31 protein-coding genes are annotated in these 26,619 nt (G+C 63.2%); 7 read left to right on the top strand and 24 right to left on the bottom strand.

Features of this window, described 5'->3' with window-relative positions; all coding sequences use genetic code 11:
• Window positions 1–65 precede the first annotated feature (65 nt).
• From E7681_RS08160 to E7681_RS08170, 3 genes are all read right to left on the bottom strand, one after another.
• A complete protein-coding gene (locus E7681_RS08160) occupies window positions 66–1,541 on the bottom strand; it encodes a carboxypeptidase M32 (RefSeq protein ID WP_136338777.1) in 1,476 nt (491 codons plus the stop codon).
• A gap of 1 nt (window position 1,542) precedes the next feature.
• Window positions 1,543–2,688, bottom strand: coding sequence for a heme A synthase (ctaA, locus tag E7681_RS08165; protein WP_136338778.1), 1,146 nt, complete (start codon window positions 2,686–2,688; stop codon window positions 1,543–1,545).
• A gap of 90 nt (window positions 2,689–2,778) precedes the next feature.
• Window positions 2,779–3,522 carry an RNA methyltransferase gene (locus E7681_RS08170; RefSeq protein WP_136338779.1) on the bottom strand — a complete coding sequence of 248 codons (744 nt, stop codon included), beginning with the start codon at window positions 3,520–3,522 and terminating at the stop codon, window positions 2,779–2,781.
• Between the two features lie 180 nt (window positions 3,523–3,702).
• On the opposite strand from E7681_RS08170, the gene E7681_RS08175 reads away from it, so the two are divergent.
• Window positions 3,703–4,320 (top strand): thiamine phosphate synthase, encoded by a 618-nt coding sequence (locus E7681_RS08175; protein WP_136338780.1) that lies wholly within the window; start codon window positions 3,703–3,705, stop codon window positions 4,318–4,320.
• Between the two features lie 28 nt (window positions 4,321–4,348).
• On the opposite strand, the gene lpxB is transcribed toward E7681_RS08175, so the two are convergent.
• From lpxB to pyrH, 13 genes are all read right to left on the bottom strand, one after another.
• The gene (gene lpxB, locus E7681_RS08180; RefSeq protein ID WP_136338935.1) at window positions 4,349–5,512 is read right to left on the bottom strand and encodes a lipid-A-disaccharide synthase; all 1,164 of its coding nucleotides are present in this window, start codon (window positions 5,510–5,512) and stop codon (window positions 4,349–4,351) included.
• Window positions 5,512–6,318: an LpxI family protein gene (locus tag E7681_RS08185; RefSeq protein WP_136338781.1), complete on the bottom strand. Its 807-nt coding sequence runs from the start codon at window positions 6,316–6,318 to the stop codon at window positions 5,512–5,514. Before E7681_RS08185 ends, lpxB begins: the two co-directional genes overlap by 1 nt.
• A complete protein-coding gene (lpxA, locus tag E7681_RS08190) occupies window positions 6,315–7,097 on the bottom strand; it encodes an acyl-ACP--UDP-N-acetylglucosamine O-acyltransferase (RefSeq protein ID WP_136338782.1) in 783 nt (260 codons plus the stop codon). The genes E7681_RS08185 and lpxA overlap by 4 nt, the downstream gene beginning before the upstream one ends.
• Before the next feature lie 5 nt (window positions 7,098–7,102).
• On the bottom strand, window positions 7,103–7,567 hold the full coding sequence (gene fabZ, locus E7681_RS08195; RefSeq protein WP_136338783.1) for a 3-hydroxyacyl-ACP dehydratase FabZ: 465 nt from the start codon (window positions 7,565–7,567) through the stop codon (window positions 7,103–7,105).
• Between the two features lie 68 nt (window positions 7,568–7,635).
• Window positions 7,636–8,226 (bottom strand): OmpH/Skp family outer membrane protein, encoded by a 591-nt coding sequence (locus E7681_RS08200; RefSeq protein WP_136338784.1) that lies wholly within the window; start codon window positions 8,224–8,226, stop codon window positions 7,636–7,638.
• Window positions 8,226–10,586 carry an outer membrane protein assembly factor BamA gene (gene bamA / locus E7681_RS08205; RefSeq protein WP_136338785.1) on the bottom strand — a complete coding sequence of 787 codons (2,361 nt, stop codon included), beginning with the start codon at window positions 10,584–10,586 and terminating at the stop codon, window positions 8,226–8,228. Before bamA ends, E7681_RS08200 begins: the two co-directional genes overlap by 1 nt.
• 125 nt (window positions 10,587–10,711) lie before the next feature.
• On the bottom strand, window positions 10,712–10,837 hold the full coding sequence (locus E7681_RS19270) for a hypothetical protein (protein WP_281277653.1): 126 nt from the start codon (window positions 10,835–10,837) through the stop codon (window positions 10,712–10,714).
• Window positions 10,838–10,938: 101 nt separating this feature from the next.
• Window positions 10,939–12,279 (bottom strand): RIP metalloprotease RseP, encoded by a 1,341-nt coding sequence (rseP, locus tag E7681_RS08210; RefSeq protein WP_136338786.1) that lies wholly within the window; start codon window positions 12,277–12,279, stop codon window positions 10,939–10,941.
• Window positions 12,280–12,294: 15 nt separating this feature from the next.
• On the bottom strand, window positions 12,295–13,461 hold the full coding sequence (dxr, locus tag E7681_RS08215; protein WP_136338787.1) for a 1-deoxy-D-xylulose-5-phosphate reductoisomerase: 1,167 nt from the start codon (window positions 13,459–13,461) through the stop codon (window positions 12,295–12,297).
• Window positions 13,458–14,240 carry a phosphatidate cytidylyltransferase gene (locus E7681_RS08220; protein WP_211089777.1) on the bottom strand — a complete coding sequence of 261 codons (783 nt, stop codon included), beginning with the start codon at window positions 14,238–14,240 and terminating at the stop codon, window positions 13,458–13,460. The genes dxr and E7681_RS08220 overlap by 4 nt, the downstream gene beginning before the upstream one ends.
• Before the next feature lie 2 nt (window positions 14,241–14,242).
• Window positions 14,243–14,968, bottom strand: coding sequence for a polyprenyl diphosphate synthase (gene uppS / locus E7681_RS08225; RefSeq protein ID WP_136338788.1), 726 nt, complete (start codon window positions 14,966–14,968; stop codon window positions 14,243–14,245).
• Between the two features lie 20 nt (window positions 14,969–14,988).
• On the bottom strand, window positions 14,989–15,552 hold the full coding sequence (gene frr, locus E7681_RS08230) for a ribosome recycling factor (RefSeq protein WP_136338789.1): 564 nt from the start codon (window positions 15,550–15,552) through the stop codon (window positions 14,989–14,991).
• Window positions 15,553–15,612: 60 nt separating this feature from the next.
• Window positions 15,613–16,347: a UMP kinase gene (gene pyrH, locus E7681_RS08235; protein ID WP_136338790.1), complete on the bottom strand. Its 735-nt coding sequence runs from the start codon at window positions 16,345–16,347 to the stop codon at window positions 15,613–15,615.
• Between the two features lie 138 nt (window positions 16,348–16,485).
• On the opposite strand from pyrH, the gene miaA reads away from it, so the two are divergent.
• The gene (miaA, locus tag E7681_RS08240) at window positions 16,486–17,361 is read left to right on the top strand and encodes a tRNA (adenosine(37)-N6)-dimethylallyltransferase MiaA (RefSeq protein WP_136338791.1); all 876 of its coding nucleotides are present in this window, start codon (window positions 16,486–16,488) and stop codon (window positions 17,359–17,361) included.
• Window positions 17,362–17,447: 86 nt separating this feature from the next.
• Window positions 17,448–18,269: a helix-turn-helix transcriptional regulator gene (locus E7681_RS08245; protein ID WP_246032435.1), complete on the top strand. Its 822-nt coding sequence runs from the start codon at window positions 17,448–17,450 to the stop codon at window positions 18,267–18,269.
• A 54-nt stretch (window positions 18,270–18,323) separates the two neighbouring features.
• On the opposite strand, the gene E7681_RS08250 is transcribed toward E7681_RS08245, so the two are convergent.
• The 7 genes from E7681_RS08250 to E7681_RS08275 all read right to left on the bottom strand — a co-directional run bounded on the left by E7681_RS08250 (window position 18,324) and on the right by E7681_RS08275 (window position 22,248).
• On the bottom strand, window positions 18,324–18,617 hold the full coding sequence (locus tag E7681_RS08250; RefSeq protein WP_136338793.1) for a hypothetical protein: 294 nt from the start codon (window positions 18,615–18,617) through the stop codon (window positions 18,324–18,326).
• Between the two features lie 81 nt (window positions 18,618–18,698).
• Window positions 18,699–18,821, bottom strand: coding sequence for a hypothetical protein (locus tag E7681_RS19275; RefSeq protein WP_281277654.1), 123 nt, complete (start codon window positions 18,819–18,821; stop codon window positions 18,699–18,701).
• Between the two features lie 145 nt (window positions 18,822–18,966).
• Entirely contained in the window at window positions 18,967–20,133 is a 1,167-nt protein-coding gene (locus E7681_RS08255; RefSeq protein ID WP_136338794.1) for a cytochrome-c peroxidase, read from the bottom strand.
• 73 nt (window positions 20,134–20,206) lie between these two features.
• Entirely contained in the window at window positions 20,207–20,791 is a 585-nt protein-coding gene (locus tag E7681_RS08260) for a lytic transglycosylase domain-containing protein (protein WP_136338795.1), read from the bottom strand.
• Window positions 20,792–20,863: 72 nt separating this feature from the next.
• A complete protein-coding gene (locus tag E7681_RS08265; RefSeq protein WP_246032436.1) occupies window positions 20,864–21,403 on the bottom strand; it encodes a helix-turn-helix transcriptional regulator in 540 nt (179 codons plus the stop codon).
• A complete protein-coding gene (locus E7681_RS08270) occupies window positions 21,400–21,939 on the bottom strand; it encodes a cytochrome b/b6 domain-containing protein (protein WP_136338797.1) in 540 nt (179 codons plus the stop codon). The genes E7681_RS08265 and E7681_RS08270 overlap by 4 nt, the downstream gene beginning before the upstream one ends.
• Before the next feature lie 51 nt (window positions 21,940–21,990).
• Window positions 21,991–22,248, bottom strand: a complete 258-nt coding sequence (locus tag E7681_RS08275; RefSeq protein ID WP_136338798.1) for a PepSY domain-containing protein — start codon at window positions 22,246–22,248, stop codon at window positions 21,991–21,993.
• 200 nt (window positions 22,249–22,448) lie between these two features.
• Between E7681_RS08275 and ssb the strand changes: the two genes are divergently transcribed.
• Complete coding sequence (gene ssb, locus E7681_RS08280) at window positions 22,449–22,979, top strand: single-stranded DNA-binding protein (RefSeq protein WP_136338799.1); 531 nt, start codon at window positions 22,449–22,451, stop codon at window positions 22,977–22,979.
• A 46-nt stretch (window positions 22,980–23,025) separates the two neighbouring features.
• Here ssb and E7681_RS18805 read toward each other — a convergent pair whose 3' ends face one another.
• A complete protein-coding gene (locus E7681_RS18805) occupies window positions 23,026–23,163 on the bottom strand; it encodes a hypothetical protein (RefSeq protein WP_168733178.1) in 138 nt (45 codons plus the stop codon).
• 48 nt (window positions 23,164–23,211) lie between these two features.
• Here E7681_RS18805 and E7681_RS08285 point away from each other — a divergent pair, with 48 nt between their 5' ends.
• From E7681_RS08285 to E7681_RS08295, 3 genes are all read left to right on the top strand, one after another.
• Window positions 23,212–24,039, top strand: coding sequence for a GNAT family N-acetyltransferase (locus E7681_RS08285; RefSeq protein WP_136338800.1), 828 nt, complete (start codon window positions 23,212–23,214; stop codon window positions 24,037–24,039).
• Between the two features lie 40 nt (window positions 24,040–24,079).
• Complete coding sequence (typA, locus tag E7681_RS08290) at window positions 24,080–25,900, top strand: translational GTPase TypA (protein WP_136338801.1); 1,821 nt, start codon at window positions 24,080–24,082, stop codon at window positions 25,898–25,900.
• 114 nt (window positions 25,901–26,014) lie between these two features.
• Complete coding sequence (locus E7681_RS08295; RefSeq protein ID WP_136338802.1) at window positions 26,015–26,596, top strand: VOC family protein; 582 nt, start codon at window positions 26,015–26,017, stop codon at window positions 26,594–26,596.
• Window positions 26,597–26,619: the final 23 nt, after the last annotated feature.

Genomic DNA, 26,619 nt, shown 5'->3' on the forward strand with positions numbered 1-26,619 from the left:
AAAATACTCACGGCGCGCCGGGTTCCCCCAGCGCGCCGTGCGTCATTTCAAAACCGGCTTTGCGCTCAAATCCCGTAAAGCGCGCCGAACTTGTCTTCCAGGTAGGCCAGCAAGGGCGCCTCGCTCGGGGCCGCGCCACAGGCCTGCGTGATCACCTCGCGCGGGGTCATCAGCCCGCCGTGGCGTTGCAGGTTCTCGCGCAGCCAACCCGTCGCCGCCCCGGTCTGCCCCTGCGCCAGTTGCGCGTCCAGATCCGGCACCGCCTTGCGCAGCGCCTCGTTCAGGCAACCGGCATAGACATTGCCCAGGCTATAGGTCGGGAAATAGCCGAACAGCCCCACCGACCAATGCACATCCTGCAAACACCCGTTCGAGGCGCGATCCACAGCAAACCCGAAATCCGCCGCGAACCGCTCGTTCCAGGCGCTTTCCAGATCACTCACCGCCAGATCGCCCGCGATCAGCGCGCGCTCCAGATCAAAGCGCAGCATGACATGCAGGTTGTACTGCACCTCGTCGGCCTCGGTGCGGATGAACCCGTTCTGCAGCCGGTTCACGGCGGCATAGAACGCGTCCTCGTCCGCAATCCCGAAATCCCCGAACGCATCGCGCATCTGCCCGTACAGCCAGCCGGTGAACGCGCGACTGCGCCCCAGCTGGTTCTCATAGATCCGCGACTGGCTTTCGTGCACCCCCATCGAAACACCCTGCCCCAGCGGCGTCAGCAGATAGGCGCGATCGATATTCTGCTCATAGCAGGCATGCCCGACCTCGTGGATGGTCGAGTAAAAACAGTTGAACGGGTCCGCCGGATTGGTCCGCGTGGTGATCCGCACATCCAACCCCGAGCCCGAGCTGAACGGATGCACCGCCTTGTCCACCCGCCCCAAATTCAGATCATAGCCAAACGCCAGCGCCAGCTTGCGCGACAGCGCCATCTGCGCGGCCTCGTCGAACGTGCCCGTCACCCCCTTGGGCGCGGGTTTGTCCAGCGCCGCCGCGCGCAACGCCACCAGACGCGGACGCAGCGCATCGAACATCGCCTGCAGATCGGCGGCCTTGGCCTCGGGCTCGTAATCGTCCAGCAGCGCGTCGTACAGATCACCGCCCGCGGCCAATGCGCTGGCCTCCTCGCGCTTCAGGCGCACGATCTCGGCCAGAACCGGCGCGAAGGCTGCGAAATCATCCGCCGCCCGCGCCTCGGCCCATTGGCCCTGCGCCCGGCTGGTCAGCCGCGCCAGCGCCGTCGCCAGATCGGCGGGAACCTTCTGATTACGGGCATAGCTGCGCCGGATGTGCCGCATCTGCGCCCGCCCGACATCATCCAGCGCGGCCTCGTCCACGGCCGCCAGCCACTCGCCAACCCGAGGATCGACACGGCGGGCATGCAGCACCGCCTCCATAGCGGCCATCTCCTCGGCGCGCTGATCGGCGGCGCCGCGCGGCATCACGGTTTCCTGATCCCAGCCCAGCCGCCCCGCGACCTGCGCCAGCGCCATCGTCTCGCGGGTGAACCCCATCAAAGCGTCAAAAGCGGACATCTCATTTCCCCCGGATCGTATCGACAATCGGATACCCGCTCAGGAAGCGCGCGCGCAGGATCAGCACCCAGACCATCACCGCGATGATCTGGTGCGTCAGCGCCACATGTGCCTGCACCCCCGAGAACAGCACGTACACGCCCAGCGACACCTGCCCGATCACCGCGATGAACGCCGCGGTAAAGGCCGCCCGCGTGCCCGCATGGGCCGACTTGCGCCCCTTCAGCAGCATCACGACCGAGTAGGCCAACAGCAGATACGCCACGCAGCGGTGGATGAATTGCACCAGGCCGGGGTTCTCAAAGAAATTGCGCCAGACCGGGGTCAGATCGAACGCCTCGGGCGGCACCACCTGCCCGCCCATCAGCGGCCAGTCGGTAAAGCTTTGCCCGGCGTCGATCCCGGCCACCAGCGCGCCCAGCAGGATCTGCACAAAGGTCAGGTGCAGCCAGCCCGTGGACATGCCCCACAGCTTGCGCTCTGCCTGGCGACGCGCCTGCATCAGAACGCGCTCTTCGCGGCCCAGCAGGAACACGTACCACGCGATGAAACCCAAGATGACAAAGGCCAGCCCCAGATGCGTCGCCAGACGATAGCTGGCCACGTCCAGCATCGTCCCCTTCAGGCCCGAGCTGACCATCCACCAGCCCACGGCCCCCTGTAGCCCGCCAAGCGCACCGATGCCCAGCAACCGGCCCGTCCAGCCCGCCGGGATCGCCCGCGCCAGCGCAAAACCGGCAAAGCCAAGTGCCCAGACCAGCCCGATGGTGCGGCCCAGCTGGCGATGGCCCCATTCCCACCAGTAGATCTCCTTGAAGCCCTCCAGCGTCATGCCCTTGTTCTGCAACTGGAACTCGGGGATCTGCTGGTACTTGGCGAACTCTTCCTGCCAATGCGCCTCACTCAGCGGAGGGATCGCCCCGGTGACGGGTTTCCACTCGGTGATCGACAGCCCGCTATCGGTCAGGCGCGTCAACCCGCCCACCGCGATCATGGTCACGACCAGCACGAACAGCACCAGCAACCACGCCCGGATCCCCCGACGCGCACCGCGCCGGCCCTTGTCGATCATGCCGCCCGCCGGGGCGCTGCGCGTGGTCTGGGCGTCCTGGCCCACCTCTTCGAAAAGCTTGCGTTTTCCGCTCATGTCCTGCCCATCGCTTTTCGCTCCTGCACGGGAGCGTCTCGTTTGTCCTCGCGCCCAAACCTAGGGCGCACGGCCGTGCGCGTCCAGCGCTCAGCCGCGATCCTTCCAGCGCACCATTTGCCGCATGATCCCGTGCAGCATCTGCACGTCCGAGCGCGTCAGCCGCATCCGGCTCCACAGGTTGCGCAGCACGATCTTCATGCCCTCGGCCTTTTCGGGCGGGAAAAAGAACCCCGCCTCGTCCAGCCGTCCCTCGTAATGCTCGGCCAGCTTCTCGACCTCGATCGCACTGGCCCATTCGCTGCCAGCCAGCTCCACCACCTCATCCTCGGCCTCGATGCTCTGACGGCCCCATTCATAGGACATCAGCAGCACGCATTGCGCCAGGTTCAGCGACGCAAACTCCGGATTCACCGGCACCGAGACGATCGCATTCGCCCGCGCGATATCCTCGTTCTCCAGCCCGGCCCGCTCCGGCCCGAACATCACGGCCACCTTCTCGCCCCGCGCAATCATCTCGCGTGCCATCGCCATCGCCCGCTCCGGCGTCACCACCGGCTTGGTCAGCCCCCGCGGTCGCGCCGTCGTGGCAAAGACATACTGGCAATCCCCCAGCGCCCCCGCCAGATCGTCACACAGCACCGCCTCGTCCAGCAGCCGCCCCGCCCCGCTCGCCAGCGCCACCGCCCGTTCATTCGGCCAGCCGTCGCGCGGTGCCACCACCCGCATCCGGTCCAGCCCGAAATTCCACATCGCGCGCGCCGCACCTCCGATATTCTCGCCCATCTGCGGGCGCACCAGAACAAAGGCAGGCTGAGGGGTTCCGCTCGGCATCTCTCTCTCCATCCAATTCACCGCAGGCAAATACGCCACCGCCCCCCCTTATCCAACCCCATTAGCTTCTTTCTGACCGAAAATACTCACGGCCCACCCCCCGCCACAGGCCGCACGCCCCCATTTCCAAACCCGATTTTCCACGCTATAGACCCCCAAACCCAGACAGGAGCCGCGACCATGGCCGAGACCGAGCAGCCGCAGATCTACCTCATCACTCCCCCCACGTTCGAGCTGTCGCACTTCCCCGCGACCCTGGCCAGCGTGCTGGACGCGCATGATATCGCCTGTGTCCGCCTGGCGCTTGCCACCCGCGACGAAGAGCGCCTCCTGCGCGCCGGCGACGCCCTGCGCGAGGTTTGCCATGCCCGCGACGTCGCCATCGTCATCGACACCCACCTGCTGATGGTCGAACGCCTCGGCCTCGACGGTGTGCACCTGCTCGACGGCTCGCGCTCCGTGCGCAAGGCCCGCAAGGCGCTGGGGGATGACGCCATCGTCGGCGCCTTCTGCGGTGCCTCGCGCCACGACGGCATGAGCGCCGGCGAAGCGGGCGCCGAATACGTCTCCTTCGGTCCGGTCGGCACCACGCCGCTGGGCGACGGCACCGTGGCCGAGCGTGAGCTCTTTGAATGGTGGTCCCAGATGATCGAGGTGCCCTGCGTCGCCGAGGGCGCGCTTTCCGAGGCGCTGATCGGTCAGCTGTCCCCGGTCACCGATTTCTTCGGCATCGGCGACGAGATCTGGAAATCCGAGGACCCGGCCAAGGCCCTTGCGACCCTGAAATCGGCGTTCTGAGCGGAACGTACGGTTTTCCCCGAAAACCTTACGATTCTCGGCCGTTAAGACCTCTTAAAACCGCGCGCGCAGCCCTAAGACCCGGGGCTTCGCCACCCTTGCCCAGCCGCTCCATCGTCAGCGCCATCGCATCGTGCTGCTGCCCCGGATCGGTCATCACCTGCAGCATCGCTTTGGAAATATCCTCGGGAATACAGTGCTTTCCGATGAATTCCGGGATCGCGCGGGTTTCGGACACCAAGTTGACCAGCGTCACCGTGTCGATCTTCAGCATCCGCCCGATGATCAGCCGCGACAGCCAGTTCATGTCATAGGCGATGACCATCGGCGTATCCGCGGCCGCCAATTCCAGCGACACCGTGCCCGACGCCGCCAGTGCGGCATCCGCAGCGGCAAAACACGCTGCCTTTTCAGCCAGATAGGCGTCTTTACTTTGGTTAATCGGGTTCAAAATAATCGGCTGCACCGGCCAATCCTTGACCTGCTCGCGCACCAGTTCCGTAACATTCGCGGTGGTCGGGATCACCACGTTAAGATTTGGCTCCGCCGCCACGATCCCGCGCAAAGCCTGCCCGAAAATCGGCGCCAACCGTGAAACCTCACCCCGGCGCGACCCGGGCAAAACCATCAAAAGAGGTTTGTTTTCAATGCCATAAGAGGTACGGAACGCAGCCGCTTCCTCCGCGCTTGCGACCCGTTCCGCCACAACCGGATGGCCCACGAAATCGCACTCCATCCCCGCGGCTTCCATATAGGGCGGCTCAAACGGGAACAGCGCCAGCACCTGATCAATGACTTTCGCCATCTTTTCAGCCCGCCCACTGCGCCAGGCCCACACGGTCGGCGCGACGTAATGCACTGTTCTGATTGAGCTTTTCGCCTTAACCAGTTTGGCGACACGCAGGCAGAAATCCGGACTGTCGATGGTAATCAGCACGTCCGGCTGCTGCTCCAGAACCGCCTCGGCGGTCTCGGCGATGCGGCGTTTGAGGTGGCGATACTTGGGCAGCACCTCAGCGATTCCCATGACCGACAGCTCGTCCATCGGGAAGCGGCTGACCATGCCTTCCGCCTCCATCAGCGGCCCGCCGATGCCAGAAAACTCTACGTCTACCAATGCCTTAAGGCCAGACATTAAAGCCGCGCCCAGCTTGTCGCCCGAGGCTTCACCGGCCACCAGGAAGACCCGGATCACAGCGCCCGCCCCATGATGAAGATCCCCGCCTGCTCCGCCGCGTGCTTCGTCGCGTGACGATCAAGGATCAGCACGCCGCCTGCTTGCAGAACGATCCCCTCAACACCGGCAGTCGCTGCGTTCTTGACCGTTTCGGGGCCGATCGCGGGCATGTCGATCCGCAAATCCTGCCCTCTTTTCAATGCCTTGACGAACACGCCTTTGGCATTGCGCCGCAGGTGTTTCGGTGTTCCGGCGACAAAGCCCAGCAGCGCGTCCGTGCCCTGAATGGTCTCGATCCCAAGGCACAGCCCACCAGCAACAACACAGCCCTGACCGACATCCACCGGCGCCAGCGCATTCAGGATATCCGCCGCGCGATCGGCGTCTTGCAACGCCTGTTCCGACGGGCCTGAACCGCAGAAAATCCCTTCGGAAACAGTGAGTTGCGGTGCGATCTCATGTGCGCCCCGCACGGTGAATCCCTGTTCCTCGAAGATCGTGATCACGAGACGCAGCAGAGCATCGTCGCCCCCTTGCATCGCCGTCATCAGCCGAGGCGCCAGCCCCAGCATCACCAGATCAAAGGCCGCAGGGTCCAGCGGAGGGCGCGACATCGAGCCTGCGAACACGACTTCAGTGACGCCTTCGGCTTTCAGTGCGCCGAACAACTCACCGAGTTTTTCAAAATGAAATTGGTGAGTTACGCAGCGAAGCTCATGTGGAACTCCGGCAAACGTAACGCAATACGCGCCGGGGGCGGTATCGGCCAGCAAGACAGGCAGTGCGCCGCTGCCTGCCAATATCGCCAATCGCCGGGTCATCCCTTGGGCGTCAGGAAGGAACGGTCGCTGGCACCGGTCACGAAGTCGACGATTTGTCGGACATATTCGCTCTCGGTGTCCAAGGCGCGTGCGCGTTCCTGGAACGCCCCTTCACCTGAAGAAAGCCGCTTAAGTGCTTCTCGCAGCGCGGAAATATCCGAGCGCGCGACGCCGCGACGCTTCAAGCCGACCAGGTTCAACCCGTCCAATTCACCGCGAGGCGCCTGTACCAGACCAAAGGGAATGACGTCGGCTGTCACCATCGTGACCGCGCCGATGATGGCCCCCTGACCGATGCGCACCCATTGATGGACGCCGGACAGGCCGCCGATGATGACGTCATCTCCGATCACGCAATGCCCGGCCAGAGCGGCACTGTTCACCACGATCACACGGTCGCCCAGGATAACATCGTGGGCCACGTGACAGCCCGCCATGAACAGGCCATCGTCGCCGACCTTGGTCAGCCCGCCGCCACCTTCGGTGCCCGCATTCATCGTCACGTGTTCACGGATTCTGTTGCGTTTACCAATGGTTAGACGGGTTTTTTCACCTTTGAACTTCAGGTCCTGCGGGATTTCACCGATGCAGGCGAAGGGGAAGATCACCGTGTCCTCGCCCACTTCGGTCTGGCCGGTGACGACGACGTGGCTTTTCAGCTCGACCCGGTCATGCAGGGTGACGTCCGCGCCGACCAAGCAGAACGGGCCGATCTTGACGTCCGCGCCCAGTTTCGCGCCGGGTTCGATAATGGCCGATGGGTGAATGTCTACGCCCATGCGGGTTACTCCTGCCCCAGGTCCATCATCGCGGTGAACTCGGCCTCGGCGGCCATCTCACCGTCTACGGTTGCTACACCGCTGAATTTCCAGACTTTTCCGCCTGGTTTACCGCGGGTAGTGGTGACGTTCATTTCCAGCACGTCGCCGGGCACGACCATGCGGCGGAACTTGGCTTTGTCGATGGCCATGAAGTAGACCAGCATGTTCTTGTCGGCCATGTCCAGCGCGGTACCGACCATGATGGCGGCGGTTTGGGCCATTGCCTCGATGATGGTGACGCCGGGCATGATCGGCTTGCCGGGGAAATGGCCCTGGAAGTGCGGCTCGTTCATGGTGACATTCTTGATGCCGCGGCCAGACTTGATGCCGTCGATATCGACGACCTTGTCCACCAGAAGGAACGGGTAACGGTGCGGAATGATCCGTTGGATCAGGGCGATATCCGCGCTCAACAGCTGCTCTGACATTCTGATGGTCCTTTCTTTTCCTTGCCCTTTCCAGTAGCAACTGGGGCCGCGCTGAGCAAGCTTGTCCGCTAGTTCTGCCCGTTTTGCGGGGCGGGTGTCGGCTCCAGCGGTGGCAGAGAACTGCCGTCGCCGATCACGGAATTGATACGTTCGATCGCAAGGTCGGTGATGTCGATAGTGCGCATGCTCAGAAAGACCGAGCGCCGCTCGACGATGATCCCGGCATTTGCGTCCTGCATGATCTGTTCCAGCACCGGGCGCGCGGCCACCAGGAATTGTCGGCGGGCGGTGTCGGTGGATTGGGTCAGCGTACGCGACTTGGCATTCTGCTGGGCGCGGATTTTCTCGACCTTGGCATCGAAGGCATCCGCAAGGGTGCGAAACGCCTCGGGCGTCAGGGACGGGCGCCGTTCGGTCAGTTTCTTTTCCTCGGCGATCAGCTCGGCTTCGATCCGGCGGTTTTCGGCTTCCAGCGCTTTGCCGTTCGCTTCGAATTCCGCCGCAATGCGCTGGCCGAAACCGGATCCGACGAAAAGCCGTTCAGAATCGACGGTCAGGACCGGGCTTTGCACCACCTGTGCATCCTGCGCCGGGGCCGCCGTTGCCACCAGAAGAAGAAGGGCCAGCAGTGCCAGCCCTTTTTCAATCCAGCCCCTCATCAGAAGGTCGTCGCGATGGTCAGGTTAAAGGTCTGTTCCTGATCCTGATCCTCTTTGCGCAGCGCCTTCGAGAAGTTGAAGCGCAGCGGACCGATGGGGGTGTTCCAGAACATCGACATGCCAATCACGTGACGGGCCGAGAAATCCTCGTACAGGACCGAGCCAGTGGCCGCCGCGGTATCAGACACGCCCCAGACCGAACCGACATCGTAGAACACACCGCCGGTGATGCCGTATTCCTCGGGCAGGCCAAGGGGGAATTCAGCCTCGATCCGCGCGACGGCGAACATGTCACCGCCAAGTGCGTCGTTCACACCAGCGACCGAGTCAAATTCACGCGGGCCGATGCCGTCGGGTTCGAACCCGCGCATGATCCCCGAGCCAATGTTGAAACGGTCGATCGAACGGCCCTGATAGGAGCCGTTATAGGTCAGCACCCCTGCTTCGAGCGAGGCCCGCAGCGTGACCTCTTCGTGCATGATCTTGGTCTGCGCGACCGCCTTGCCGGTGGTCTTGATGAAGTCGGCGTCACCGCCCAGACCGCCCAGCTCCTGACCGAATTCCAGCAGCCAGCCGGCCTCGGTGTTCAGGCCGGTGCGGCGGCTGTCAAACGTGTACTTATAGCCAAGCGCGCTGTTCCAGACGTCGCCTTGCGCGATTTCCGCGGTCACGATGCCGCCGATCGTCGCGCCGGTGGTGGCGGTCATCTCGGACGCCTGACCCAGGTAGTACAGGCCCAGACGGCCGTTTTCGCTGAGCGGGAACGAGAAGCCGGGGCGGAAGTTCGCGATGGTTGAGTCGTAGTTGGCGTAGTTGCTTTCGGTTTCGCGATAGCCAATGTCGAAATCGAAGGCCACGTTGCGGCCCAGGAATGCCGGCTCGGTAAAGCTGAGCGAGTAGACCTTGTTTTCCGACGCGCCCGAGATCGACAGCGCCAGTTTCTGACCACGGCCAAGGAAGTTGTCTTCCTTGATGCCGATCACCAGACCCAGGCCGCCATTGGTCGAATAGGCGCCGCCCAGCGACAGCGAGCCGGTCGGCTTTTCGACCACTTCGACGTCCACGATCACCTGGTCGGGGGCCGAGCCTTCGCGGGCCTGCACGTCGGCCTTCTCGAAGAAGCCCAGAGCGCGGATGCGTTCTGCGGCCTGACGGACTTCGCGCGGGTTGAACGGGTCGCCCTCGACGGTGCGGAACTGGCGACGGATCACGCGATCCAGCGTCGTGGTGTTGCCTTCGATGTCGATACGCTCGACGAAAATGCGTTCGCCACGGGTGATCTGGAATTCGACATCCAGCGTCAGATCACGCTCGTTGCGGGTGATGCGCGGCTCGATGCGAACAAAATCCAGCCCCTTCTGGGTGGCCAGACGCTCCATCCGGGTGATCGAGTTTTCGACCAGCGCGGGCGAGTAGACCTGACCGGGCTTGATCTTCAGCGCGGCCTGGAATTCCTCGGCGATCGCGCCGTCCAGTTCGGACGTGGTGTTGATCGCACCGAAGTGGAATTGCTGGCCTTCCTGGATGTTGATGACCAGGAAATAGCCGTCACGCTCTTCGGTCAGTTCGGCATTGGCACCGGTGACGCGCACATCGACATAGCCGCGCGACTGGTAGAAATCGCGCAGGACCTGCTTGTCGAATTCAACCCGGTCCGAAATGTAGCTATCCGCGCGGATCAGGCCGCGCAGCAGGCCAGCCTGCTTGGTGGTCATGACGCGGCGCAGACGACGGTCCGAGAACGCCTCGTTCCCGACGAAGCTGACGCGCTCGACTTCGGTCACACCGCCTTCGAAGATCTCGAACACCAGATCGACGCGGTTGTCGCTGCGGCGGATGATGCGCGGGGTCACGCGTGCGGACAGGCGGCCCTCTTGGTTGTAGGCGTCGGCGATGATGGCAGCGTCGGCCTCAGCCACCGAGGGGCTGAAAACGCGGCGCGACTGCGACTTGATCAGCTTTTCAAGATCTTCGTCTTTCAGGCGTTTGTTGCCCTCGATCGAGACCTTGTTGATCGTCGGGTATTCCCGCACCTTGATGACCAGCGTGTTTCCGCTGGGCACCAGCTCGACCTTTTCGAACAGGCCGCTGGCGACAACGCGCTGATACGCGTCGTTCAGATCCGCCGCGCTGACAGTTTTACCCCGAGCGATTCCCGCAAAGGTCAGGATGGCGTCGCCGCCGATCCGCTGGTTCCCGTCGATCCGGACGTTGGTGAACCGGTAATCCTGCGCGCTGGCAACATGCGGCAGAGAGGCCAAAGCCATTGCTGTAGAAAGAAAAAACGCGACGCCAGCGCGACGCAGTTCAAATGATTTTCCGGCGCGGCGCAGCCGCGACCCGCCCGTTGAAGTGGTCATTCGGTTAACCCAGTCAGACATCCCATTGGCATTCTGAGTAAAGCGAAACCCCCCGCTTGTCAAAACGGCAAAACGCCCGCCGGGGGAACCGGCGGGCGTTCGTAATCAAGAAAGGCTGATGCTGCTTAGAAAGAGCGCCAATATGCCCCAAGGGCCATCGCCAGCAACAGCGTTCCGACAACCAGGAAGCGGTCCCAGTTCAGCAACAGCAGCAGGCTCAGTCCGCGCGTTCCGTTCTGAATCGTGTGCATCTTTCCGTACCTTCAGAGCAGTTTCGTAAATCTGTCTGAAGGGTTAACGCGCGAAGATGGCGGAAATGGGGCGCAACGGCGGCATTCCGCCGACCTGAGCCTTACGGGCAGAACAGGTCGTTGGACAGGGCGAACAACATCGTCGTCAGGATCAGCGCCAGCCCCAGCCCCATCAGGATGCGCAGCGCGCGCTCGCTGGGGGCGCGTTTTGCCACGGCCTCGTAGGCGTAAAACACCAGGTGGCCGCCATCCAGCACCGGGATCGGGAACAGGTTCAGCAGGCCCACGGCGGCCGACAGCACACCGATAAAGTAGATGTAGCTTTGCGTACCCTGGCTGGCCATCGCGCCCGAGACCTCGGCAATGCCAAGCGGGCCGGACATGTTGCAGCTGCTGATCGCGCCGGTGATCATGTGATACAGGCCAGAGACCGAGCCTTGCATGATCTCCCACGTGATCAGGATTCCGTTCAGGAAGGCGGTGCCAAGGCCGGGCCATTCTGTGGCGGGTTCAAAAAACATGCCGCCGACGATGCCGATGCGCCATTGGGTCTTGAAACCGCCCTCGGGCTGCGGTTCGTCCACGCGGCGCGGGGCCAAGGTGAACTGCAGCGTCTCGCCGTCGCGCCAAACGTCGACAACCAGCGGCTTGCCCTCGGCGGCCAGCACTTTGTCCTTCAGCTGTTCAAAGATCTGGATCGGTTCGCCATCAACGGCCAGGAACACGTCCCCCACCTTCATGTCGATGTCATAGGCCGCCGATTGCGGTGCCAGTTGCGAGATCACGGGCGTCATCGGATGCGGACCGGTGACGTCGATTTCCCGGCCGTCACGCAGAACCGTATAGGTCAGCGTCTGGTGCGGCGGCAGGCTATCCATGAACGTGTCATAAGGCCCGTTGAACGAGGACGGCAGGCGGCGCCCGTCAATGGCGACCAGCTCGTCCCCGGATTGCAGGCTGACCTCGTACGGGACGGGCAGGATCTTGCCCACGGTCAGCGGGTCCTTGATGACGCCGGTGGTCAGGCCGATGCCGGTGAAGATCAGGATGGACAGAACGAAGTTGAACACCGGCCCCGCCGCAACGGTGGCCGCACGTGCCCACAAAGGTGCGCCCAGCATGGTGTGGCGCTGCATCTCGGCGGGCATGGCGTGGACTTTTTCCTCGTCCGGGCCACTGGCCGCGTTGGCGTCGCCCAGAAATTTCACATAGCCGCCGAATGGCAGCGCCGCCAATTGCCAGCGGGTGCCGCGCTTGTCGACGCGCGAAAACAGCACCGGCCCAAAGCCCAGCGAGAACACCTCGGCATGGATGCCGGACCAGCGCCCGACGATGTAATGCCCGTATTCATGGATCGCCACGATCACCGACAGCGCGATGACAAAGGCCAGCGCCGTGGTCAGGAAGCCGCCAAACGCGGGAATTGCACCGATAATATCCAAAGACCTGTCCGTTTCTTATGTGCCCGACATGAGTTCATCGGCCGTTACTCTGGCCAGATGGTCTGCCTTGGACACGTTATCAAGGGTAAACCCGGCGCGAATAAGGCCAGTATCGGATGACATTTTGGTCATCACGGCCTCGACCACGCGGGCCATATCCAGAAATCCGATGCGTCCGGCGATGAACGCGTCCAGCGCGCGTTCCTTGGCCCCGTTGAAGATCGCGCCCATCATGCCACCGGTCTGCATCACCTCTTGCGCCAGACGCAGCGCCGGGTAGCGCTCGGGGTCCGGCGCGCGGAAGGTGAACTGCCCGACCTTCGTCAGGTCCAACCGCTCGACCGGCAGGGGGCGACGTTCGGGCCAGTGCAGGGCATAGCCGATCGCGTGGCGCATATCCGGCGCGCCGACATGGGCCATCAGGGCCCCATCGTTGAAACCCACCAGCGCGTGGATCATCGATTCCGGGTGAACGACGACCTCGATCTGGTTGGGTCTAACGCCAAAGAACTCTTTGGTTTCTATGACTTCCAAGGCCTTATTAAACATCGAGGCGCTGTCGATCGTGATCCGCTGCCCCATGTCCCAATTGGGATGAGAGGACGCCTGTTCCAGCGTGGCGCTGGCCAGTTTCTCCATCGGCCAGTCGCGGAAGGCCCCGCCGCTGGCGGTGATGATGATACGCTCGACCGCAGCCATATCCTCGCCTACAAGGCCCTGGAAAATGGCGGAATGCTCGCTGTCCACCGGCAGCACGGTCGCATCATGCGCCTTGGCCGTGCCCATCAGCAGCGGCCCGGCAGTGACCAGCGATTCCTTGTTGGCCAAGGCCAGTGTCGCACCCTGTTCCAGCGCGGTCAGTCCGGGGGCCAACCCCGCAGCGCCCACGATGGCGGACATGACCCAATCGGCGGGACGTGCGGCAGCCTCGGTTAGGGCACCCTGCCCGGCCGCGGCCTCAACCCCGGTGCCGGCCAGTGCGGCGCGTAGATCGTCCAGCAGGTCCTCATGCGCGGTCACGGCCAGATCGGCCTTCAGCGCGACGGCATCCTTGGCCAGTTGCGCAATGTTGCGCCCACCGGTCAGGGCCACCACGTCATAGTCATCCGGTGCACGCGCGATCAGGTCCAGCGTGTTCTGCCCGATCGAGCCCGTCGCCCCGAAAACGGAAACTTTCCTCATTCCACCCCCGGCGGAAAGCCCGCGAGTTGCCCCGCGATCAGGAACAGCATCAGCGCGCCCAGCATCCCGTCGAACCGGTCCAGCAGCCCGCCGTGCCCCGGGATCAGATGCGAGCTGTCCTTGACGCCCATCTTCCGCTTGATCGCGCTTTCAGCGATGTCCCCCATCTGAGAGGCCATCGACAGTGCGACGCTGATCCCGATCAGCCCGGGCCCGGCGCCCAGGTCCAGCATGAACCACACGGCGACCACGGCTGCGCCCACCCAGCCTGCAATGGTTCCAGACCAGGTTTTCTTGGGGCTGACACGCGGCCAGAATTTCGGCCCGCCGATCATGCGACCTGCGAAATAGCCCGCCACATCGGTGACAACGACCACGGCAACCAGCCACAGGGTCCAGGCCACGCCATGTTCCAGCCGCAGCAGGATGCCGCCCAGACCGGCCAGCATGATCATCGGCATATACGCGATAAAGACGCCGCGGTTCTGTTTCAGCAGGCTCAGCCCGACCAACGCAGGCGCCAGAACGACGGGCAGCGAGAAAGCGGGCGGCAAATAGGCGGCGGCCAGCACCGCCCCTGCCCCCAAGGCGCCCAGTTGCAGCGCGGCGGCCTTGCCCTCGGGTTGCAGCATCCGCGCCAGTTCCCACGCCATCAGCCCGCAGATCGCGGCCAGCAACACGATGAACACCGTCCCACCCTGCATGATCGCGAACGCGCCCACCGCCAGCATCCCGATCGCCGAGAAAACACGCGGCGCCAAATCATCCCATTGTGCCATGGTCAGGCCTTTACTCCGCCATAGCGGCGGTCCCGGTTCGAGTAGTTGCCCACGATCCCCGCGAAAATCTCGGCGGTGAAATCGGGCCACAGGGTGTCGATGAATTCGTATTCGGCATAGGCTGATTGCCACAGCAGAAAGTTGGAAATCCGCGCCTCGCCGCTGGTGCGGATCACCAGATCCGGGTCGGGCAGCACGCAGGTGTCCAGGTATTTCGGCAGGGTTTCCTCGTCCACGCTGGCCGGGTCCAGGCGGCCTGCGGCGACGTCCTCGGCCAGACGCTTGGTGGCGCGGGCGACTTCGTCCCGGCCGCCGTAGTTCAGCGCGATGGTCAGGTGAACGCGGTCGTTTTCCGCCGTCATCTGCTCCAACTCGTCCATCAGGGCGATCAGTTTCTTATCCAGCTTCACCCGGTCCCCGATAAAGCGTACGCGCACGCCTTCGTTCAGCAGCGCGCGGGCTTCCTTGGTGATGTAGCGGCGGAACAGGCTCATCAGCCCGGCGACCTCGACCTGGGTCCGTTTCCAGTTCTCAGTCGAAAAAGCAAAGATCGTCAGGTACTTGACACCCAGATCCGGGCAGGCCTCGACGATTTCACGCACACGTCGCGCCCCGGCATGGTGACCGAACAGGCGCGGACGACCACGTTGGGTGGCCCAGCGACCGTTGCCATCCATGATGATGGCAACGTGGCGCGGACCCCGGGCAGGTGCTGATGCGGTGGCCATATCAGCCCCCTTCCCGGTCCTCAGACCTGCATGATTTCGGCTTGTTTGGTTTCCAGCGCCTTGTCGACCAGCGCGATGTGCTTGTCGGTCAGGTCCTGCACCTCGGATTCCCAGAATTTCTGGTCGTCCTCGGACATGCCGGCGGCCTTGGCCTTCTTGATCTGGTCCATGCCGTCGCGGCGCACGTTGCGGATCGCGACGCGAGCACGCTCGGCGTAGTCGCCTGCGACCTTGGTCAGCTCGCGGCGGCGTTCTTCGTTCAGCTCGGGGATCGGCAGCATGATGATGGTGCCGTTCAGCTGCGGGTTGATGCCCAGACCGCTGATACGGATCGCTTTTTCCACCTTGCCGACCATCGACTTGTCCCAGACGTTGATGGTGACCATGCGCGGCTCGGGGACGTTGACGGTGCCCAGCTGGTTGATCGGAGTCATCTGGCCGTAGGCTTCGACATGGATCGGGTCCAGCATCTGGCTGGAGGCGCGGCCCGTCCGCAGCGAGGCGAATTCGTTGCGCAGCGCGCCGAGGGCGCCATCCATGCGGCGGGACAGGTCGTCGGTGTTAATCTCGATCTCATCAGACATGGTGTTGGTCTTCCTTGCTTGCCCGTTGCCCGGGCCTTTCTGGCTGGTGTCAGGATATGCTTATCCGGTCACGGTTGTATAGGTGCCTTCCCCGGCCAGGATGCCCCGGAACCCGCCCGGCTCGTCCAGCGAGAAGACGATGATCGGCAGGTTGTTGTCGCGGGCCAGTGCAATCGCGCTGGCATCCATCACGCCCAGATGACCGGCCAGAACCTCGTCATAGGTGACGGTGTCATAGCGTTTGGCATCGGCGTGTTTCACCGGGTCCTTGTCGTAGACGCCATCCACCTTGGTGCCCTTGAAGATCGCCTGACAGGCCATCTCGTTGGCGCGCAGGGTCGCGGCGGTGTCGGTGGTGAAATAGGGGTTGCCGGTGCCCGCCGCGAAGATGCAGACGCGCTTCTTCTCAAGGTGGCGGACGGCGCGGCGGCGGATGTAGGGCTCGCACACCTGATCCATCGGGATGGCGCTGATGACGCGGGTGAAGACCCCCAGCTGTTCCAGTGCGGCCTGCATTCCCAGCGCGTTCATCACGGTGGCCAGCATGCCCATGTAGTCGGCGGTGGTGCGTTCCATTCCCTGCGCGCTGCCTTGCAGACCGCGGAAGATGTTACCCCCGCCGATCACCATGCAGATCTCGACGCCCAGATCGTGGACCGATTTGACCTCACGCGCGATGCGTTCGACGGTTGGCGGGTGCAGGCCGAATCCCTGAGGCCCCATCAGCGCCTCCCCCGAGATCTTCAGCATTACGCGTTTGAACTTGGTGCCAGAGGCTTGGGAGGTGTCGGCCATGGGGTGCTCCGTTTCGGCAACGTCTTGTTGCGGCGCAAAATGTCGGAAAATGGCGGCAGGTTCAATCCGAGAGTCCCAACATATACGAATTCCCCGTCTCCCTCTTACAAGAGATGCGAAAACAAGGTAACCCGAGGCATGATCCAGCTCAGCGATATCCCTGCAAACCGGCCCGTTCTGATCGCCGGTCCGACCGCCTCGGGCAAATCCGCCCTGGCGTTGCAGATCGCGCGGGACTCTGGCGGCGTCATCGTGAATGCCGACGCGATTCAGGTGTTCGCCAACTGGCGCATCCTGACCGCCCGCCCTTCGGCCGAGGATGAGGCCGAGGCACCGCATCGCCTGTACGGCCACATCCCCGGAGACGCCGAATATTCGGTTGGCCACTGGCTGCGCGACCTGACCCCGATCCTGACGGGCCCCGAGCGGCCGATCATCGTCGGTGGCACCGGCCTCTATTTCACCGCGCTGACCGAAGGGCTGGCCGACATCCCCGCCACACCGCCCGAGATCCGCGCCCAGGCCGATGCCCGCATCGCCGAACACGGACACTCCCCCCTGCTGGACGAGATCGACCCCGAAACCCGCGCCCGTCTGGACGTGCTGAACCCGGTCCGCGTCCAGCGCGCATGGGAGGTGCAGCAAGCCACCGGTCGCGGTCTGGCCGCCTGGCAGGACGACACGCCGCCACCGCTGTTGCCGTTGTCCTCGACCGTGCCGATCGTGTTCGACGTCGACAAAACATGGCTGAACGAACGCATCGCCCGCCGGTTCGACGCCATGCTGGACCACGGCGCGCTGGACGAGGCCCGCGCCAACTTGCCGACATGGAACCCGGCCAGCCTGTCGGCCAAGGCCATCGGCGCACCCGAACTGATCGCGCATCTGCAAGGCGACATGACCCTGGAACAAGCCCGCGACGCGGCGACGATTGCCACGAGGCAGTTTGCAAAACGCCAGCGCACCTGGTTTCGTTCGAAAATGAAAGAATGGGTCAAATTCAGCCCGATTTGATCAACTTAGTACTTTACATTTTCTGATGCTGTAGCGCAATTTTCACGGGAACCGCAGCAAATTGATAGTCGAAACCCCGCATACCCGTGTCAGATCCCGCCTCGCCCACCAGTGACATCCGCATCACCTCGATTGCGCAACTGACGCGCAACGGCAGCTGGCGGCTGACCGGCCTTCACGACCGGAACGAGGACCTGCTGCTTTGGGTCACCAAGGGGCAAGGTTTGGCCACGCTCCAAGGCATCCGGCGCGGGGTTGGCGCGCATAATGCGTTCTACATTCCGGCGGGGACGCTGTTCTCGATGGATCTGGGGCGCACCGGGTTCGGCATCGCAGTCCGTATCCCTCATGATCCGTCTCTGGCCCTGGTGGACACGCCGCTGCTGTTGCGGGTCCGCGACGTGCATGCCCAATCCGAATTGACCGGCCTTCTGGACAACCTGCAACGCGAACTGGACCACGCCGCCCCCTATCTGGAGGAAGCCGCCCGCGCCCATGTCGCCCTTCTATCAGTCTGGATGCGGCGGCAGGCCCTGGCGATCTACGGCACCGAAGAACCGGCCACCACCGCCGGCCAACGTCTGGTCGAGGCGTTCTGCGCCCTTGTCGCCCGTGAATTTCGCACCGGCAAAACCATGGCCGATTTCGCCGCCATGCTGGGCGTGACCCCGACGCACCTGTCCCGCGCCTGCCGTGAGCACACTGGAATGACCGCCGCCGATGTGCTGACCAAACGCAGCCTCTACGAGGCCCGCCTGCTGATCGAGACCACGGAATTGCCTCTGAAAGAGATCAGCGAGACGCTGGGCTTCGGCAGCCCCGCCTATTTCTCGCGCTTCGTGCTGCAACACACGGGCACCAGCCCGACCGACCTGCGAAAGGCCGCCGCCAAACTTCGTAAGGGCTAGGCGGCACAGAACAAAACCCCCGCCAATAGGGCGGGGGTTTCTGGATCAACTCTATCAGTCGGCCGCGTCAGCGTGGTTCATCGGCAGCTTCAGCCCTTCGAGACGGTCCACCGTCTCGTCCGCGAAGGCGGCGATCATCGCCCGCTCCAGAGCCTCGGTCGGCACGTTTTCCGCGCTGACGGCATGCATCAGGATCGGGCAGGTATAGTCCGACTCGGTCCCTTTGGATTTGTCGATGTAGACGAACCCGCCCAGACGGTCGAAACGGCCGTCACCCGGCAGATCCTGATCGTCATTCATCAAGACTTCCCAGATATCGACGTCGATCGAATGGCCGTTTTCGGGCATGCGATTGTCCTGATCGGCCTTGATCTCGGCGCTCAGTTCGGCCGGCAGCAGCGGGTGCTGGGCAGCGGCATCGCTGTCTTCCTAGGGCGCAGTTTGCAGGGTTTCGTCCACTTCAACCGCCTCCACCGGCAGCTGGGTCGAGGCATAGGCCGTGCCAGTCAGGCCAAGGATCACGGTCATAGCGGTCAACGATTTCTTGAACATTTCGGTTTCTTTCTGTTGTTTCGCTTGCCGCGGGGCTGGCAGTGCCGATGCCCCGTGTATCGCATGCAAGCTCAACAGAAAGAGCGGCAACCAAGTTCCGAAATATTTTTGATCACATTTGAGGATCGCCACGGAACCCGTTGGTTTAATTTTGCTTTTCCGCGTCCAAATCCGCCAGCAACGGCTCATACCGGGCGTCCGTCAGCGTCCGAAGAAAGGCAACCAGCGCGTCGATCCGGTCAGCTTTCAGCGCCGGTCCGATCTCCAACTCGGTCAGCGAGAGGTTGCGCGCCTCCTCGGGCTCGCCCCAAGGCTGGCCGGTCTCGGGATTGATCTGCGCCGCTGCCGCGCGCGAGTTGTACTTGTTGTAGAACAGCACCACGGTTTTCAGATCCTGAAACACCCCATTGTGCATGTAGGGGCCCGTCACAGCGACGTTGCGCAGCGTGGGCACCTTGAATTGCCCGGCATGATCCGATGCGCCGGTGTGCGCGTGCAGGCCGGAGTCCCCGACACGCCGCCCCAGCTTGGCCTGCAGATCGACGTTTTCTGGCACGCCGATATTGTGGAACTCGTAATTGCTGAAGGTCTCGCGGGGGTCCGTGGCGCTGGTCCGCAACTGGTGGCAGACGTTGCAATTGCTGAACTGCTGCGAGAAAAACAGCACCCGCCCCAGCTCTTCCTCATTGGTCAACTCAACCTCGCCGCGCAGGTAGCGGTCGTATTTCGAGTCGAAAGGCGCAAAGGTATCCGTCTGTTCAAAACGCGCGATGGCGTCGGTCATCGCGGCATAGCCCTGCTCGGCGTCGTCCAACGCGGCCTGACCATAAAGCACCGCGAAGGCGCGCACATAGTCGGGGTTTTCGCGCAAACGCGCGACGACGCTGGCCTTGTCTGGCATGCCCATCTCGATCGGGTTCAACGGCGGCCCACCGGCCTGCCCTTTCAGACCGGCCTCACGCCCGTCCCAGAATTGACCGCCGACATGACGCCCGTCGGACCGTTGGTGAAACTCGGGGGAAAACGCGGCATAGGCTGCCGTCGGGGCGTTGCGGTCGCCCAGCGACTCTCCGTCATCACCGAGAGAGGTCGCCATGCCCAGACGGACCCCGCGCGGATCGGAGAAGCCTGTTTCGGGGTCATGGCAGCTTGCGCAGGCCTGGGTCCGGTTCTTGGACAGGTTGACGTCGAAAAACAGCGCGCGTCCCAGATCTTCGTGGGTTTTCAGTGCGGTATCACCGGCAGAAACTGCGATTGCACCGGCCATTGCCACTGCGCCAAACGCGGAAATCGTTAACCAAGCCCGTGCCATCTGAGTCTCCTGACTGTGTTCGTCAGGGGTTTAGACCCATTCAGCAGATAATGTCGAGTATTTTTGTAGGTTATTAACTACCCCAGATCGCAACCACGTAATCCCGGGTTTCCGCAAAGGGCGGAACACCACCATGTTTACGCACAGCTTCGGGGCCGGCGTTATAGGCGGCCAACGCCAGACGCCACGAGCCAAAGGCGCGGTACTGCTGCGCCAGGTAGCGTGCTCCGCCATCCAGGTTTTCGTAGGGATCCAGCGGATCGACGCCCAGCCGTTCTGCGGTGTCGGGCATCAACTGAGCCAGTCCCAACGCGCCCTTCACTGACTTTGCATCCTTGTTGAAGCGGCTTTCCTGATGCACCAGTTTCAGGAACAGATCCTCGGGCACGCCATGACGCTGCGCGGCCGAGCGCGCCATCTCCAGATACGGGCCGCGATACCCGCCCTCGTACGCGCCATTACCCCATTTGGTGGGCGTATTGACGCTGGGCGGCTGCAGACGGATGCTGGAATTATACTGCTTGGCGGCGCGGTTATCCAAAACCTTGGTCTGGTAGGAAAACAGCTTGTTGCGGGACTTCGTCGACAGCACATCCGCATCGGCGGCCCCGGCCAGCGTCAGTGCCAGAAGCCCGGCCACAGTTACCAGTTTTCGCATTCCTACAGTCCCGCACCATCAAAACTGTGCGCATGTTAGCCATTCTGGCCGGGATTGCCAGCGCAGGCTGTCTTACTCGGCGGGGCTTTGCGCATTCTCGGACGCAGGCTCGGACACGAGCGGCTGGCTCATCAGGTCCTCGATCAGCAGGCTGACCAGTTCACCCCGACCCGCCGCGCCGGATTTGCGGTAGATCGCGTTCAGATGCGCCTTGACGGTGCCCTCGGCACAGCCCCGCAACGCGGCGATCTCGGCAATCGAAGCGCCCTTGATGGCGAATGTGGCCACGTCCTGCTCGGACGGGGTCAGCCCCCATTGCCGGAAATACGAGTCCATCAGGTCATGCAGCGCGCCCGAGGCGATGGACAGCCCGCGCTCCATGCTTTCCTGGCGCCGTAGCATCACCAGCAGGAACCGGATTTCCACTGCGACCGACAAAGCCAGCGACAAGGCCGCCGCCAACTCGATGCCCGAGTGAAAATTCAGGTGCAGCGCGCGCGTTTCCCAGATGTCCGCAAACGTGTCGGACAGAAAGAACACGGCGGCGAAGGCCTGAACCAAGATCAGCAGGATCAGGCCCAGGCTCTTGCGTTTGAGTGACTTTGTGGTCACGGCTTCGATTGACTCCATTCCGGCAGAATCTTCCGCCCGGTTACCATGGCGCGGGGCAGATTGACACCTGTCCGGCGGGATTCAAACAGTACGGCGGCCACGTGCAGGACGACGGACACCCACAGCCAGTTCACGAAAACCTCGTGCACTTCCTCGACCCATTCCATACCCCAGAAGGTGATGGTCGTCATCATATAGCCGCTGGCAGCGATCAGCAGCACGGTCGCAAGGATGTTGTAGATCATCAGCGCGCCCAGCGGCGTATGCCCCAGATGCACCCGGCGACGGCCAAGCGAAACGTCCCGCGCCTGTTCCAACGAGGCCCCCAGATCGGGCGGGAAATCGCTGAACCGCGCGTGCTTGGTGCCGATCAGGCCCCAGACGATCCGGATCGCAACCAGACCCAGAACGACATAGCCCACCTGAATGTGCAGTTTGCTTTCTTCGTCCAGCAGCAGGCCATTGGCGACGATCCCTGCGACCAGAGACCAGTGGAACAGCCGCACCAGCGGGTCCCAGACCTTGACGGTTTTCATGGTGATATCCTCCGTTCGGATGGCGGGGGGCCTGCGCCCCCCAATCCGCGATCAATCGTTGTCTTTGGTGCGCACGATGTTCAGGTCGGCGTCCAGGTAGACTTCCATCATCTTGCCGTCCTTGACGACATAGGCTTCGAACATGCCGTCCTCGGACTTCACCTTGCGGACTTCATAGCCCTGCTCGGTCAGCGTGGTGCGGATCTTGGCCTGCATCTCTTCGCTCACTTGCTGCGAGGCAAAGGCAGGTGCGGTGGCGCCCAGCATCAGGGCGGTGGTCAGGGCGGCGGCGGTCATCTTGAAGATCATGGTGTGTCCTTTCGGGTTTGCCGGCTCCGTTGCCGGTTGCCCTCAGAAAACAGCCCGGAGCGCGAAAAACCATTGAACCCCGGTCCTAGAGGGTGCATTTGGCGCGGTCTGTACCTTGGGTTTAGGCGACAAAGCGAATGTTTTGCCTTTCCCTGCGCCCCTGGTGTAAGCAGAACCAAACGAGTCAACGGGAGACGAACATGGCCGGATCGGTGAACAAGGTAATTCTGGTGGGCAACCTGGGCCGCGACCCCGAGGTGCGCTCGTTCCAGAACGGCGGCAAGGTGTGCAACCTGCGCATCGCGACCTCGGAAAACTGGAAAGACCGCAACACTGGCGAACGTCGTGAACGCACTGAATGGCATTCGGTCGCGATCTTCTCGGAACCGCTGGCGCGCATCGCCGAGCAGTACCTGCGCAAGGGCTCCAAGGTGTATATCGAGGGCCAGCTGGAAACCCGCAAATGGCAGGACCAGCAAGGCCAGGACCGCTATACCACCGAGATCGTTCTGCGCCCCTATCGCGGAGAACTGACCCTGCTGGACGGCCGTGGCGACGGCGGCGGTCAGGGTGGCGGCGGTGGCGGCTATGGCGGCGGCTACGATCAGGGTGGCGGCTATGACCAGGGCGGCGGATACGACTCGGGTCCGTCCTATGGTGGCGGCAGCGGTGGTGGTCGCAGCGGCGGCGGCGGTTCGCGCGGGGATATCGACGACGAAATCCCGTTCTGATCCCGCACAGGATTATTCAAAAGGCCGTCCATCCGGGCGGCCTTTTTCATTGCAGCGCTTCCAGCGTCCAAAGAATAACCGCCACAGGCAGCGCAAGCGCCCCGGCAATCAGGCCAAGCGCCCAAGGCGTCAGGCGCGGGGGTGGGGCATCGACCCCCAGAACGGTCTTTTTCTCGGCTCTCATAGGCTGATCTTAACCACGGTTTAGGTTTTCAACCCGTTAACTCGGGGCATGAGTCTGTCGCTGTGCCAATCCCTGCCCTACGAATCCGCCCTGCGCCGGATGGATGTGCCCGTTCTGCGCCTTGGCACGACCTTGGCGATCCGCAGACGCATTCCCTTGCTTGGCCCGCTGACCTACATTCCCCGTGGAGCGTTTCACGACCCCGACGGGATGACACTCTATAATGCCGCTGATGCAGACGCCGACAGGCAGCACCACGCGGCGGGCCATCTGCCGCTGATGACGCCGCAAACACTGGCCCTGCTGGAAATCCATCCGGACGAGGCGACGCAATTGGCGGCCCAACACGGCAAATGGCGCAACCGCCTGCGCCGCGCGCAAGAGGCGGGACTGACCCTCAGCGCCGCGCGGTTCGACCCGTCCCGCCATAACTGGCTGCTGGACCAAGAAACCACCCAACGCCGCGCCCAACGCTATACCGGCCTGTCGCACCGCTTTACCTGCGCCTACCCGCGTGCGCAGACCCTGCTTATCCAGGCCAGTCGCCGCGGACAGACCCTCGCCGCAATGCTGTTCCTGCTGCACGCCCCCGGCGCGAGCTATCATATCGGCTGGTCCAACCCCGAAGGCCGCCGCCTGAATGCCCACGCGCTGACCCTGTGGAACGCCACCATCCTGCTGCGCGCGCAGGGCATCACCCAGATCGATCTGGGCACGCTCGACACCGCCAACGCCCCCGGCCTGGCCCGGTTCAAGCTGGGCAGCGGTGCGCGCGCCCATCGGCTGGGCCATACCTGGCTGCATCTTCCGGCGCTTTCGCCACGGCTGGGCATGATCCGGCAAAGGGGCGGCTTTCCCTCTGGCCTTTTGGGCTAAGGCAGTATAGGCGGACCCCGAACAAAGCAGGACACGCCTCATGGATATGCGCAATATCGCCATCATCGCCCACGTTGACCACGGCAAGACCACCCTGGTGGACGAGCTGCTGAAGCAATCGGGCGCCTTCCGCGAAAACCAGGCCGTCGCCGAGCGCGCGATGGACAGCAACGATCTGGAACGCGAACGCGGGATCACCATCTTCGCAAAGCCCACCAGCGTCGAATGGCACGGCACGCGTATCAACATCGTGGACACCCCCGGCCACGCCGATTTCGGTGGCGAGGTTGAGCGGATCCTGTCGATGGTGGACGGCGTGGTGCTGCTGGTGGACGCGGCCGAAGGCCCGATGCCCCAGACCAAATTCGTGACCTCCAAGGCGCTGGCCCTGGGTCTGCGCCCGATCGTCGTGCTGAACAAGGTCGACAAACCGGATGCCGAGCCCGACCGCGCGCTGGACGAATGCTTTGACCTGTTCGCCAACCTGGGCGCGGACGAGGATCAGCTGGACTTCCCGCATCTCTACGCCTCGGGCCGCAACGGCTGGGCCGACGCAGAGCTGGACGGCCCCCGCAAAGACCTGCACGCCCTGTTCGAGCTGGTCATCAACCACGTTCCCAAACCGCGCCAGCTGAAGGCCCTGAACGACGACTTCCGCATGCTGGGCACCATCCTGGGCAGCGATCCATTCATCGGCCGCACCCTGACCGGCATCGTCGAATCCGGCAAGGTCAAGACCGGTGCCTCGGTTCAGGCGATCAGCCGCATCGGCCAGAAGATCGAACAGTTCCGCGTCACCAAGATCCAGGCCTTCCGCGGTCTGGGCATGCAGGAAATCGAAGAAGCCACCGCAGGCGACATCGTCACCATCGCGGGCATGTCCAAGGCCACCGTGGCCGACACGATCTGTGCCCTGGCCGTTGACGAACCGCTGGACGCCCAGCCGATCGACCCGCCGACCATCACCGTGACCTTCGGCATCAACGACAGCCCGCTGGCTGGCCGTGACGGCAAGAAAGTGCAGTCGCGCGTCATCCGTGACCGCCTGCTGAAAGAGGCGGAATCGAACGTCGCCATCAAGGTCAAGGACACCCCCGGCGGCGAAGCCTTCGAAGTGTCGGGCCGTGGCGAACTCCAGATGGGCGTTCTGATCGAGAACATGCGCCGCGAAGGGTTCGAGCTGTCGATCTCGCGTCCGCAGGTCATCATGAAAGAAGACGAAGACGGCAACCGGATCGAACCGGTCGAGGAAGTCACCATCGACGTGGATGACGAATACTCGGGCGCCGTCATCGAAAAGATCACCGGCGCACGCAAGGGCGATCTGGCCGAGATGAAACCCGCAGGTGCTGGCAAGACCCGCATCATCGCGCATGTGCCCTCGCGCGGTCTGATCGGCTATCACGGTGAATTCCTGACCGACACCCGCGGCACCGGCGTGCTGAACCGCGTGTTCCACGGCTGGACCAAGCACAAGGGCCCGATCCCGGGCCGTCGCGCGGGCGTTCTGATCTCGATGGAAGACGGCGAGGCAGTTGCCTACGCGCTGTGGAACCTCGAAGAGCGTGGCCGCATGTTCCTGGGCCCGCAGGCCAAGGTCTATCAGGGCATGATCATCGGCGAACACTCGCGCGATAACGATCTGGAAGTGAACCCGCTGAAGGGCAAGAAGCTGACCAACGTCCGCGCCTCGGGCACCGACGATGCCGTCCGCCTGACCCCGCACATCAACTTCACCCTCGAAGAGGCCATCGCCTACATCAACGACGACGAACTCGTCGAGGTGACGCCGAACTCGATTCGCCTGCGCAAACGCTACCTCGACCCGCACGAGCGTAAGCGTATGGCCAAGCAAGCCTGATGACAGGGCCGTCCTTCGGGGCGGCCTTTTCACATCCCCTGCGCGGGAATGCGCAGAACGCATGTTTGGAAAAATCCGCGCGCGGGCCTATCCTTTGTTCAAACGGAGGACCCCATGCGCAAAATCCAATCCCAGGGCGTACATCACATCACGCTGACCGGCGCCGACCGGCAAACCTCGATTGATTTCTGGGAGGGGGTGCTGGGCATGCCCTTCGTCTTTGATCAGCCCAATCTGGACAACCCGGACGAGGGCCACCTGTATTTCGATCCCGGCGACGGGCGCCTGATCACCGTCTTCACCAACGAAACCCGAAAACCCAACCGCCGCCGCACCCCGACCGAGCCGGGCTGCGTGCATCACCTGGCCTTCAACGTCAGCCGCGCCAGCTTCACCCAGGCCGCTCAACGGCTCGAGGAACGCGGGATCGGCCATTCCGGGGTCAAGGATCGCGGTTTCATGGACTCGATCTATTTCAAGGATCCGTTGGGCCTGCTGATCGAGCTGGCGACCTACAAGTTCTTCCCGCCCGAGGGCTGCACCCATGCTGACGTGATGATCCTGGCGCACAAGTTGCGGGTCGAACGGGGCGATTACAACATTCAGGAAATCCATCTGGCCGACGCGATCGAACAATTGGTCGAGGCGCGGCAGCAATCGCTATCCACGGATCGCAACGCGAAGAACCCGTTCTAATCCATTGAAAAACCCGCGCTTTT

The sequence above is a fragment of the Thalassobius vesicularis genome (assembly GCF_004799325.1).
Taxonomy (GTDB): Bacteria; Pseudomonadota; Alphaproteobacteria; order Rhodobacterales; family Rhodobacteraceae; genus Thalassobius; species Thalassobius vesicularis.